General features: G+C 72.7%; 11 protein-coding genes. 10 read left to right on the top strand and 1 reads right to left on the bottom strand.

Features of this window, described 5'->3' with window-relative positions:
• Window positions 1-2,033, bottom strand: a 2,033-nt coding sequence (locus G3I53_RS08145; protein WP_164438175.1) for an AAA family ATPase, incomplete at its 3' end; no start/stop codon positions are given.
• 161 nt (window positions 2,034-2,194) lie between these two features.
• On the opposite strand from G3I53_RS08145, the gene G3I53_RS08150 reads away from it, so the two are divergent.
• The 10 genes from G3I53_RS08150 to G3I53_RS33700 all read left to right on the top strand — a co-directional run.
• On the top strand, window positions 2,195-2,641 hold the full coding sequence (locus G3I53_RS08150; protein ID WP_164338369.1) for a DUF948 domain-containing protein: 447 nt from the start codon (window positions 2,195-2,197) through the stop codon (window positions 2,639-2,641).
• A gap of 7 nt (window positions 2,642-2,648) precedes the next feature.
• On the top strand, window positions 2,649-3,029 hold the full coding sequence (locus G3I53_RS08155) for a hypothetical protein (protein ID WP_164338370.1): 381 nt from the start codon (window positions 2,649-2,651) through the stop codon (window positions 3,027-3,029).
• On the top strand, window positions 3,029-5,698 hold the full coding sequence (gene alaS, locus G3I53_RS08160; RefSeq protein WP_164338371.1) for an alanine--tRNA ligase: 2,670 nt from the start codon (window positions 3,029-3,031) through the stop codon (window positions 5,696-5,698). The genes G3I53_RS08155 and alaS overlap by 1 nt, the downstream gene beginning before the upstream one ends.
• Before the next feature lie 12 nt (window positions 5,699-5,710).
• On the top strand, window positions 5,711-6,175 hold the full coding sequence (gene ruvX, locus G3I53_RS08165; protein ID WP_164338372.1) for a Holliday junction resolvase RuvX: 465 nt from the start codon (window positions 5,711-5,713) through the stop codon (window positions 6,173-6,175).
• Between the two features lie 120 nt (window positions 6,176-6,295).
• Entirely contained in the window at window positions 6,296-8,074 is a 1,779-nt protein-coding gene (mltG, locus tag G3I53_RS08170) for an endolytic transglycosylase MltG (protein WP_164338373.1), read from the top strand.
• On the top strand, window positions 8,074-8,901 hold the full coding sequence (locus G3I53_RS08175) for a shikimate dehydrogenase (RefSeq protein WP_164338374.1): 828 nt from the start codon (window positions 8,074-8,076) through the stop codon (window positions 8,899-8,901). The genes mltG and G3I53_RS08175 overlap by 1 nt, the downstream gene beginning before the upstream one ends.
• A gap of 195 nt (window positions 8,902-9,096) precedes the next feature.
• Entirely contained in the window at window positions 9,097-10,281 is a 1,185-nt protein-coding gene (gene aroC / locus G3I53_RS08180; protein ID WP_164338375.1) for a chorismate synthase, read from the top strand.
• Window positions 10,278-10,790, top strand: a complete 513-nt coding sequence (locus G3I53_RS08185) for a shikimate kinase (protein WP_164338376.1) — start codon at window positions 10,278-10,280, stop codon at window positions 10,788-10,790. The genes aroC and G3I53_RS08185 overlap by 4 nt, the downstream gene beginning before the upstream one ends.
• On the top strand, window positions 10,787-11,881 hold the full coding sequence (gene aroB, locus G3I53_RS08190; protein ID WP_164338377.1) for a 3-dehydroquinate synthase: 1,095 nt from the start codon (window positions 10,787-10,789) through the stop codon (window positions 11,879-11,881). Before G3I53_RS08185 ends, aroB begins: the two co-directional genes overlap by 4 nt.
• Window positions 11,882-12,129: 248 nt before the next feature.
• On the top strand, window positions 12,130-12,289 hold a 160-nt coding region (locus G3I53_RS33700; RefSeq protein WP_239063676.1), incomplete at its 3' end, for a Pro-rich N-terminal domain-containing protein.

Genomic DNA, 12,289 nt, shown 5'->3' on the forward strand with positions numbered 1-12,289 from the left:
AGCGCCCGGGCCACCGCCGCGTCCCGCTCCAGCAGGGCACCCCGGCGCACGCACTCCTCGTACCCGGCGTCACCGAGCTCCTGCCGGGCCCGCGCCTCGCAGAGCACCCGCGGCGCGCCGTAGTGGGCGGAGCCGAACAGTCGCAGCCCCACCGCCCGCCACATCCGGCCGGCCGCCCCCTGGAGCACCGCCGCCTCGGCCGCGTCCCCCTCGGACACCGTCACCAGCGCCAGCAGCTCCAGCGCGAGCACCGACCCGAGCAGGTCGCTGAAGCCGTGCGCCCCGGCCAGGCAGTCGTCGAGCAGGCCACGGGCCGCCGCGCAGTCGCCGTCCCGCCAGGCCGCGTACGCCAGCACGTAGAGCGCGTAGCCGCGGGCCCACCGCTCGCCGTGGTCGTCGCACACCCGCCGGACCTCCTCGCACAGCCGCACGGCCTCGGACAGGTGCCCCTGGAACGCCCGGGCCATGGCCAGCTCGACCCGGCCCATGAGCACGTTGCTGTTGAGCTCCCCGGCCCGCTCGTACCGCTCGAGGGCCGAGCGCAGCAGGGTCTGGGCCCGCGGCATGTCGTCCGTGACCAGGGCCACGCAGCCGGTGCGGTGCTCCGCGTAGGCCAGCGCGGCCGGGCTCGCGGTGCGCTCCGCCTCCCGGCCGCACTCCTGGAGCGCGGCCAGCGCGGGCCCGGTGTCGCCCTGGAGGATCGCCACGTGGCCCAGCACCCACAGGGCCTTCAGCCGGGACCGCTCGTGACCCGAGTCGAGGCGGGCGGCCTGCTCCAGCCAGTGCCGCCCTTCCGAGAGCCGCCCGCAGCCCACCCAGTAGAACCACAGGGAGCCCGCCAGGTACTGGCCGAGGTGGGCCTCCTCCGGGTCGGTCAGGGCCAGCTCCAGCGCGCGGCGCAGATTCGGCAGCTCCGCCTCCGCGCGGGCGGCGATATCGCCCTGCCGCGGGGAGAACCAGTCCAGCTCCCACCAGGTGGCGAGCCCCACGTACCAGTCCCGGTGCCGCCGTCCGAGCCGCTCCTCGTCGCCCGTCCCGGCCAGCCACTCGGCGCCGTACGCCCGCAGGGTGTCCAGCATCCGGTAGCGCACCCCCGCCGGGGTCTCCTCCCGGGTCACCACCGACTGGGCCAGCAGGGCCGACAGCACGTCCAGCACCTCCTCGGCCGGCAGACCGTCCCCGCCGCAGACGTACTCGGCCGCCTCCAGGTCGAAGCCGCCCGCGAACACCGACAGCCGCGCCCACAGCAACCGCTCCCGGGGCGTGCACAGTTCATGGCTCCAGCCGACCGCCGTGCGCAGCGCCCGGTGCCGGGGCAGACCGTCCCGCCGGCCGCCGGACAGCAGCCGGAAGCGGTCGTCGAAGCGTTCGAGCAACTGGGCGGCCGACAGCGTGCCCAGCCGTCCCGCGGCCAGCTCCACCGCCAGCGGAAGGCCCTCCAGCCGTCTGCACAGCTCCCGCGCCACCCGCTCGTCGCCGACCGCGGCGCCCTGCCGTTCCGCCCGCTCGGCCAGCAGCCGCACCGACTCGTCCTCGTCCATCGGCGCCAGCGGGAACAGCCGCTCCCCGGCCACCGCCAGCGGCCTGCGCCCCACCGCCAGCACCCGCAGCCCCGGCGCCCGGCCCAGCAGCCCGGACACCAGCCCGGCGCAGGCGTCCACCAGGTGCTCGAAACCGTCCAGCACCAGCAGCAGCCGCCGGCCGGCGAGATGGTCCAGCAGCACCTCGCGCGGCGGCCTGCCGGTGTGGTCGGTGATGCCGAGGGCCGCCACCACCACGTGGTCCACGCACTCCGGGTCCGTCAGCGCGGCCAGTTCCACCCGCCACACCCCGTCCCGCGGCACCGCCGACGCGGCGGCCCGCACGGCCAGCCGGGACTTGCCGATGCCGCCGGGCCCGGTCACCGTCACCAGGCGCGAGCCCTCAAGGGCACGGGACAGCCCGGCCAGTTCGGCCGCGCGGCCCACGAAGACGTCCGGTTCCAGGGGCAGATTGCTCTTCACCGGGGTGCCGGAGCAGCGAATTTCCCGCATGGGACACGGAGCGTACTGGCCCGTAATCACCGCGTACAATCGCTTCCCGCGATTCCCGGCGCCGCCGCACGGTAATGCGGTACGGAGTCCCACCACCGGCGCGATAGGCTCGGTGCCACGACTTTCTCGATGTCCAGGCAGGTACAGGGAGCGGGTGCACAGTGTCCGGTGGAGAGGTGGCCGGCATTCTGGTGGCCGTGTTCTGGGCGATTCTGGTCTCCTTCCTCGCGGTGGCTCTCGTGAGGCTGGCCCAGACGCTCAGGGCGACCACCAAGCTGGTCGCGGACGTGACCGACCAGGCCGTTCCGCTGCTCGCCGACGCCTCCGCGGCGGTGCGGTCCGCGCAGACCCAGATCGAACGGGTCGACGCGATCGCGTCCGACGTCCAGGAGGTCACCTCCAACGCCTCCGCCCTGTCCACCACCGTCGCCTCCACCTTCGGCGGCCCCCTGGTGAAGGTCGCCGCCTTCGGCTACGGCGTGCGCCGGGCCATCGGCGGCCGCAAGGAGGAGGACGCACCGGCGCGGGCCTCGCGGCGCACCGTGATCGTGGGCCGCACCGTCCCCGGTGCGCGACGGCAGAAGCGCACCCGCGGAAAGAGGGACTGACCCAGCGATGTTCCGCCGTACCTTCTGGTTCAGCACCGGCGTCGCCGCCGGCGTGTGGGCCACCACCAAGGTCAACCGCACACTGCGGCAGCTGACGCCCGAACACCTCGCCGTCACCGTGACGAACAAGGCGATCGAGGCGGGCGGCCGGCTCCGGGACCGGGCCGCCGACTTCGCCGTCGAGGTCCGCGACAACATGGCCCGGCGGGAGGCCGAACTGGGCGACGCGCTCGGCATCTCAGCGCCCGTCGACCGCGAACTGCCCCCGCCCCGGCGCCACACCGCCATCGAGAACCGCAACACCGCCCCGTACGTCGAGGGTTCGGCGATCCGGCCGGCCCACCAGACGTACAAGACGTACCCGTACAACCGGAATGAGGACCACTGATGGAGTCGGCCGAGATCCGCCGCCGCTGGCTGAGCTTCTTCGAGGAGCGCGGGCACACCGTCGTCCCGTCGGCGTCGCTCATCGCGGACGACCCGACTCTGCTGCTCGTCCCGGCCGGCATGGTCCCGTTCAAGCCCTACTTCCTGGGCGAGGTCAAGCCGCCCTTCGCCCGCGCCACCAGCGTGCAGAAGTGCGTGCGCACCCCGGACATCGAAGAGGTCGGCAAGACCACCCGGCACGGCACGTTCTTCCAGATGTGCGGCAACTTCTCCTTCGGCGACTACTTCAAGCAGGGCGCCGTCGAGCTGGCCTGGGAACTGCTCACCACCCCCCAGGACAAGGGCGGTTACGGCCTCGACCCCGAGCGCCTGTGGATCACCGTCTACGAGGAGGACGACGAGGCCGAGCGCCTGTGGCGCGACGTCGTCGGCGTGCCCGCCGAGCGCATCCAGCGCCTGGGCAAGGAGGACAACTACTGGGACATGGGCGTCCCCGGTCCCTGCGGGCCGTGCTCCGAGATCAACTACGACCGCGGCCCCGAGTTCGGCCCCGAGGGCGGCCCCGCCGTCAACGACGAGCGGTACGTGGAGATCTGGAACCTCGTCTTCATGCAGTACGAGCGGGGCGAGGGGTCCGGCAAGGACTACCCGATCCTCGGCGAACTGCCCAGCAAGAACATCGACACCGGCCTCGGTCTCGAACGCCTCGCCATGATTCTGCAGGGCGTGCAGAACATGTACGAGATCGACACCTCCATGGCCGTCATCGACAAGGCCACCGAGCTGACCGGCGTCCGCTACGGCGACGCCCAGGACTCCGACGTGTCGCTGCGCGTGGTCACCGACCACATGCGCACCTCGGTCATGCTCATCGGCGACGGCGTCACCCCCGGCAACGAGGGCCGCGGCTACGTGCTGCGCCGCATCATGCGCCGCGCCATCCGCAACATGCGGCTGCTCGGCGCCACCGGCCCGGTCGTCAAGGACCTCGTCGACGTGGTCATCACGATGATGGGGCAGCAGTACCCGGAGCTGATCACCGACCGCGAGCGGATCGAGAAGGTCGCCCTCGCCGAGGAGAACGCCTTCCTGAAGACGCTGAAGGCCGGCACCAACATCCTCGACACCGCCGTCAGCGAGACCAAGGCCGCCGGTTCCACCGTGCTGCCCGGCGACAAGGCCTTCCTGCTCCACGACACCTGGGGCTTCCCCATCGACCTCACCCTGGAGATGGCCGCCGAGCAGGGGCTGTCCGTGGACGAGGACGGCTTCCGCCGCCTGATGAAGGAGCAGCGGGAGCGCGCCAAGGCCGACGCCAAGGCCAAGAAGACCGGCCACGCCGACCTCGGCGCCTACCGCGAGATCGCCGACCGGGCCGGGGCCACCGACTTCATCGGCTACACCGACACCGAGGGCGAGTCGACCGTCGTCGGCATCCTCGTCGACGGGGTCTCCTCGCCGGCCGCCACCGAGGGCGACGAGGTCGAGGTCGTCCTCGACCGCACCCCGTTCTACGCCGAGGGCGGCGGCCAGATCGGCGACACCGGCCGGATCCGCACCGACTCCGGCGCCGTGGTCGAGGTCCGCGACTGCCAGACGCCGGTCCCGGGCGTCCACGTCCACAAGGGCGTCGTCCAGGTCGGCGAGGTGACCGTCGGCTCCCGGGCCCACGCCGCCATCGACGACCGGCGCCGCAAGGCCATCGCCCGCGCCCACTCGGCCACCCACCTCACCCACCAGGCCCTGCGCGACGCGCTCGGCCCGACGGCCGCCCAGGCCGGCTCGGAGAACCAGCCGGGCCGCTTCCGCTTCGACTTCGGCTCGCCGTCCGCCGTGCCGCAGACGGTGATGCTCGACGTCGAGCAGAAGATCAACGAGGTGCTGGCCCGCGACCTGGACGTGCGCGCCGACATCATGAGCATCGACGAGGCCAAGAAGCAGGGCGCCATCGCCGAGTTCGGCGAGAAGTACGGCGACCGGGTCCGCGTGGTCACCATCGGCGACTTCTCCAAGGAGCTGTGCGGCGGCACCCACGTCCACAACACCGCCCAGCTGGGTCTGGTGAAACTGCTCGGCGAGTCCTCCATCGGCTCCGGTGTGCGCCGCATCGAGGCCCTGGTCGGTGTCGACGCCTACACCTTCCTGGCCCGCGAGCACACCGTGGTCAACCAGCTCACCGAGCTGCTGAAGGGCCGCCCGGAGGAGCTGCCGGAGAAGGTCTCCGCCATGCTCGGCAAGCTCAAGGACGCCGAGAAGGAGATCGAGAAGTTCCGCGCCGAGAAGGTGCTCCAGGCCGCCGCCGGGCTGGCCGAGGGCGCCAAGGACGTCCGCGGGGTCGCCGTGGTCACCGGCCGGGTGCCGGACGGCACGACCGCCGACGACCTGCGCAAGCTGGTCCTCGACGTGCGCGGCCGGATCCAGGGCGGCCGGGCCGCCGTCGTGGCCCTCTTCACGGTGAACAACGGCCGGCCGCTGACGGTGATCGCCACCAACGAGGCGGCCCGCGAACGCGGCCTGAAGGCCGGCGACCTGGTCCGCACGGCCGCCAAGACCCTCGGCGGCGGGGGTGGCGGCAAGCCGGACGTCGCCCAGGGCGGCGGCCAGAACCCGGCCGCCGTGGGTGACGCCGTCGACGCCGTCGAGCGCCTCGTCGCCGACACGGCCAAGTAGGGCGGCCGGGCCATGCGCAGAGGACGCCGGCTCGCGATCGACGTCGGGGACGCCCGGATCGGGGTCGCCTCGTGCGACCCCGACGGGATCCTCGCCACTCCCGTCGAGACCGTCCCGGGCCGGGACGTGCCGGCCGCCCACCGGCGGCTGAAGCAGCTCGTCGAGGAGTACGAGCCGATCGAGGTCGTCGTCGGTCTCCCTCGCTCCCTCAAGGGGGGCGAGGGCCCCGCGGCGGCCAAGGTGCGCGGCTTCGCCCGGGAACTGGCAGGCATGATCGCGCCGGTTCCGGTGAGGCTCCTCGACGAGCGCATGACGACCGTGACGGCGAGCCAGGGCCTGCGGGCGTCGGGCGTGAAGTCCAGGAAGGGACGTTCCGTCATCGACCAGGCGGCCGCTGTGATCATCCTCCAGCAGGCCCTCGAATCCGAACGGGTGTCAGGTACAGCACCCGGAGAGGGCGTCGAAGTGGTCATCTGATCGCGATACGGTAACGTTCCGCGCGATGCGGCGGTGTTCGAACAGCCACCGCACAGAAAGAGGCGGGGCGGAAGCCGGGCTCGAGCCGCGCGACCGCCACCTCGCGGCTCTAGGGGATCGATGACTGAGTATGGCCGGGGCCAGGGCTCCGAACCGTGGCATCCGGACGACCCGTTGTACGGGGACGGCGGATGGAGTGGACAGCAGGCCCCCGAGGGCCCGCAGTCCTACGGCGGCCAGCAGCAGTACCCGCAGCAGCCGCAGGCGCAGCAGCAGTACGGCGAATGGGGGACGGCCGAGCAGGGTGACTACGGCGGGCAGCAGCAGTACCCGCAGCAGTACGACCAGTACGGCCGCCCCTACGACCAGCAGCAGTACAACCAGCAGCAACAGCAGCACCACCAGCAGCACCCGTACGACCAGCAGCAGTACGACCAGTACGGCCGGCCGTACGCCGCCCAACAGCACCAGCAGCACCAGCAGCAGTACGACAGCGGCGGCTGGCAGACCGGCGCGCACCCGCATGACCCGTACGCGGCCGGCCCCGACCCCTACGGGCAGCAGACCGGGGCGTACTCCGCCCAGCAGGCCGACTACTACGGCACCCCCGAGGCGTACCCGCCGCCCGAGCCCCCGGGCCGCCGCGGCACCCGGCCCGAACCGGAACCGGGACCGGAACCCGAGCCGGAGGGGCGCACCGACTGGGACCCGGGTCCCGACCAGGGCGAGCACGCCTTCTTCTCCGGCAGCGACGACGATGACGATGACGAACCGGACGACGCCGGGCGCGGCGAGCGCCGGGGCCGGGGCGGCAAGGAGAAGAAGAAACGCGGCGGCTGCGCCTGCCTCGTGGTGGCGCTGGTCCTCGGCGGCGGCGTGGTCGGCGTGAGCTATTTCGGCTGGCAGTTCTACCAGGATCGTTTCGGCAGCGCCCAGGACTTCGCGGGCGACGGCAACGGCCAGCAGGTCACCGTCTCGATCCCCAAGGGCGCCTTCGGCAACCGGATCGGCCAGCTGCTCAAGGACGCGGGCGTGGTCAAGAGCGTCGACGCCTTCGTCGCGGCCCAGGCCTCCAATCCGGAGGGCAAGTCGATCCAGGACGGCGTCTACACCCTCCAGAAGCAGATGTCGGCCGAGAGCGCGGTCGCCCTGATGCTCAGCCCCAAGAGCCGCAACAACCTGGTCATCGCCGAGGGCAAGCGGAACGCCGAGATCTACGCCCTCATCGACCAGCGCCTGGAGGTGGACAAGGGCACCACGGCCAAGGTCGCCGAGGAGGACTGGGAGAAGCTGGGCCTGCCGGACTGGGCGAAGGGCCACGAGAAGGTCAAGGACCCGCTGGAGGGCTTCCTCTTCCCGTCCAGCTACGGCGTCTCCAAGGGCCAGAAGCCCGAGGAGGTCCTCAAGCGCATGGTCGAGCAGGCCACCAGGACCTACGAGAAGCTGGGCGTCGAGAAGAAGGCCGAGAGCCTCGGCCTGGAGAACCCCTGGCAGCTGATCACGGTCGCCAGCCTGGTCCAGGCGGAGGGCACCAGCCACAGCGACTTCCGCAAGATGGCCGAGGTCATCTACAACCGGCTGGAACCCGGCAACACCGAGACCAACGGCATGCTGGAGTTCGACTCGACGTACAACTACATCAAGAACCAGAAGAAGATCGACCTCTCGCTCAAGGAACTCCGCAACTACGACAACCCGTACAACACCTACTTCTACAAGGGCCTGCCGCCCGGCCCGATCGGCAACCCGGGCGAGGACGCGGTCAAGGGCGCCCTGAAGCCCACCGACGACGGCTGGTTCTACTTCATCTCGATGGACGGCAAGACCAGCAAGTTCACCAAGACCAACGCCGAGCACCAGAAGCTGGTCGACGAGTGGAACGCCTCGAGGAAGAACTGATGTCCGCACCCCGCCGGGCCGCCGTGCTCGGCTCCCCGATCGCCCACTCCCTCTCCCCGGTGCTGCACCGCGCCGCGTACGCGGAGCTGGGACTCCAGGACTGGCGCTACGACCGCTTCGAGGTCGACGAGAAGGCGCTGCCGGGGTTCTTCGAGACGCTCGGACGTGAGTGGGCGGGCCTGTCGCTGACGATGCCGCTGAAGCGGGCGGTGATCCCGCTGCTGGACGACATCAGCGCGACCGCCGCCTCGGTCGACGCGGTCAACACCGTCGTGTTCGCCGAGGACGGCCGCCGCACCGGGGACAACACCGACATCCCGGGCATGGTGGCCGCGCTGCGCGAGCACGGCATCGACAAGGTGGACACGGCCGCCGTCCTGGGCGCGGGCGCCACCGCCTCGTCCGCGCTGGCCGCGCTGTCCCGGATCTGCGCCGGCGAGGTGACGGTCTACGTGCGCAGCGAGGCCCGCGCCGCCGAGATGCGCGAGTGGGCCGAGCGGCTGGAGGTCACCGTCCGCATCGCCGCCTGGGACGACGCCCGGGAGGCCCTGCACGCCCCGCTGGTGGTCACCACGACCCCCGCCGGGGTCACCGACGAGCTGGCCCGGGCCGTCCCGGAACGCCCGGCCGCCCTCTTCGACGTGCTCTACGACCCCTGGCCGACCGTCCTCGCCGCCCGCTGGTCGGCCTACGGCGGCGCCGTGGTCGGCGGGCTCGACCTGCTGGTGCACCAGGCGGTGCTCCAGGTCGAGCAGATGACCGGACGCTCCCCGGCCCCGCTGGACGCCATGCGCGCGGCGGGCGAGCACGCGCTCGCCACCCGCTGACCCCCGCCCCCGCACGCGCCGCCCCCGCGCGTCCCGGCCGCACGTCCGACTGATGGACCGGCGACCGGAAAAGTCGTGTGGACGTGGGAGGATCGGACATGGCGGACCGGGGCCCGCGCACCCGTCGCCGCCACGACCGCACACGACGACCCGCGTGCGCAGGGCAGTACCGGGCGCGAGCATGGAGGAGCACCGTTGAGCAGGTTGCGCTGGCTGACCGCGGGGGAGTCCCACGGTCCCGCACTCGTCGCGACGCTGGAGGGCCTGCCCGCCGGCGTGCCGATCACCACGGAGATGGTGGCGGACCACCTGGCGCGGCGGCGGCTGGGCTACGGCCGTGGTGCCCGGATGAAGTTCGAGCGCGACGAGATCACCTTCCTCGGCGGTGTCCGGCACGGCCTGACGCTGGGTTCCCCGGTCGCGATCATGGTGGGCAACACCGAGTGGCCGAAGTGGGAGCAGGTCATGGCGGCCGACCCGGTCGACCCGGAGGTGCTGGCCGGACTGGCCCGCAACGCGCCGCTGACCCGCCCCCGCCCCGGTCACGCCGACCTCGCGGGCATGCAGAAGTACGGCTTCGACGAGGCGCGCCCGATCCTGGAGCGGGCCTCCGCGCGGGAGACCGCGGCCCGGGTGGCGCTGGGGGCGGTGGCCCGGTCGTACCTGAAGGAGACGGCCGGGGTGGAGATCGTCTCCCACGTGGTGGAGCTGGCGGCGGCGAAGGCCCCGTACGGGGTGTACCCGAAGCCCTCCGACGTGGAGCGGCTGGACGCGGACCCGGTGCGCTGCCTGGACGCGGACGCCTCGAAGGCGATGGTCGCCGAGATCGACCAGGCCCACAAGGACGGCGACACCCTGGGCGGTGTGGTGGAGGTCCTGGCCTACGGGGTGCCGGTGGGGCTGGGCTCCCACGTGCACTGGGACCGGCGTCTGGACGCGCGGCTGGCCGCGGCCCTGATGGGCATTCAGGCCATCAAGGGCGTGGAGGTCGGCGACGGCTTCGACCTGGCGCGGGTGCCCGGCTCGAAGGCGCACGACGAGATCCTCGCCACCGACGACGGCATCAAGCGGGCGACCGGCCGCTCCGGAGGTACCGAGGGCGGGCTGAGCACCGGCGAGCTGCTGCGGGTGCGGGCGGCGATGAAGCCGATCGCGACCGTCCCCCGGGCGCTGCGCACGGTCGACGTGGCCACCGGTGAGGCGGCCGCCGCCCACCACCAGCGCTCCGACGTGTGCGCGGTGCCGGCGGCCGGGATCGTCGCGGAGGCGATGGTCGCGCTGGTGCTGGCCGACGCGGTCGCGGAGAAGTTCGGCGGCGACAGCGTCACCGAGACCCGCCGCAACGTGCGCTCCTACCTCGACGCGCTGGCCGTCCGGTGAGCCCGCTGATCGTCCTGGTCGGCCCGATGGGCGTGGGCAAGTCCACCGTGGGACGGCTGCTGGCCGAGCGCCTCGGCGTCGGCCACCGGGACACCGACGACGACATCGTCGCCGCCCAGGGCCGCAGCATCGCCGACATCTTCGTCGAGGACGGCGAGGACGCCTTCCGCGCCCTGGAGAAGGACGCCGTGCGCGAGGCGCTCCGAGGACACGACGGCGTGCTGTCGCTCGGCGGCGGCGCCGTCCTCGACGCCGGCACCCGGTCCCTGCTCGCCGCGCAGCGGGTCGTCTACCTCTCGATGGACGTCGAGGAAGCGGTCCGGCGCACCGGCCTGAACACCGCCCGCCCGCTGCTCGCGGTCAACCCGCGCAAGCAGTGGCGCGAGCTGATGCAGGCCCGGCGGCACCTGTACGAGGAGGTCGCCACGGCCGTCGTCCCGACCGACGGCCGCACGCCCGAAGAGGTCACCGAAGCCGCCCTGGACGCACTGGAGTTGAAGGAAGCATGAGCAGCGAGTCAGTGACCCGCATCCACATCGGCGGCAGCGCGGGGACGGACCCCTACGACGTCCTGGTGGGCCGCCGGCTCCTTGGCGAACTCGCCGGGCTGATCGGCGACCGGGCCAAGCGGGTCGCCGTGCTGCACCCGGAGGCGCTGGCCGAGACGGGCGACGCGCTCCGCGCCGACCTCGCGGACCAGGGCTACGAGGCGATCGCCATCCAGGTGCCCAACGCCGAGGAGGCCAAGACCGCCGAGGTCGCCGCCTACTGCTGGAAGGCGCTGGGACAGTCCGGGTTCACCCGCACCGACGTCGTCGTCGGCGTGGGCGGCGGGGCCACCACCGACCTGGCCGGGTTCGTCGCCGCCACCTGGCTGCGCGGCGTGCGCTGGATCGCCGTCCCCACCACGGTGCTCGCCATGGTCGACGCCGCCGTCGGCGGCAAGACCGGCATCAACACCGCCGAGGGCAAGAACCTCGTGGGCGCCTTCCACCCGCCCGCCGGGGTGCTGTGCGACCTGGCCGCCCTGGACTCGCTCTCCGTCAACGACTACGTCTCCGGTCTGGCCGAGGTCATCAAGGCCGGCTTCATCGCCGACCCGGTGATCCTGGACCTCGTCGAGGCCGACCCGCAGGCCGCCCGCACCCCCGCCGGTCCGCACACCGCCGAACTCATCGAGCGGTCCATCCGGGTCAAGGCCGACGTCGTGTCCGACGACCTCAAGGAGTCGGGCCGCCGGGAGATCCTCAACTACGGTCACACGCTCGGCCACGCCATCGAGAAGAACGAGCGCTACAAGTGGCGCCACGGCGCCGCGGTGTCGGTGGGCATGCACTTCGCCGCCGAACTCGGCCGCCTCGCGGGCCGTCTCGACGACGCCACCGCCGACCGCCACCGCACCGTCCTCGAAGCGGTCGGGCTCCCGCTGCACTACCGCCACGACCAGTGGCCCAAGCTGCTGGAGACGATGAAGGTCGACAAGAAGTCCCGCGGCGACCTGCTGCGCTTCATCGTCCTCGACGGTCTCGCCAAGCCCGTCGTCCTGGAGGGCCCCGACCCGGCGGTGCTGCTCGCCGCGTACGGCGAGGTCGGGGAGTAGGTACCGCGCGCGGGCCCGGCCGTCCACAGCCCGCGCACCGGCGGACGGGTCCCCGGCGGACCTTCCGGGCGGCTCGGCCGGATTTCCCCCGCCGCGGCGGGCACTCGGAGCCGCCCCCGGCCGTTGCCACAACAACGGCTGGGGGCGGTCCCGTTCGAACGGCGGTGCCCACGCCCTTTAGTCTGTGGGCAAGCGGGGTACCCCCTGCTGTCAGCGCCCATCGCCTGTACGAGACGGAGTGGCACCGGATGCAGCACGCAGTGGGTTCACCGCTGCCGCCGCCCCATCAGCAGGGGCACGGACCGGCCGGCGGCTGGTCACCGGCCGCACACCACCCGGGAGCGCACCAGGGTCCCGTCCCCGCGCCCGGCCCGCCCCCGCCGCCGGGCTATCCCGCGCCCCCGCCCG

This window comes from Streptomyces sp. SID14436 (assembly GCF_010548465.1).
Taxonomy (GTDB): domain Bacteria; phylum Actinomycetota; class Actinomycetes; order Streptomycetales; family Streptomycetaceae; genus Streptomyces.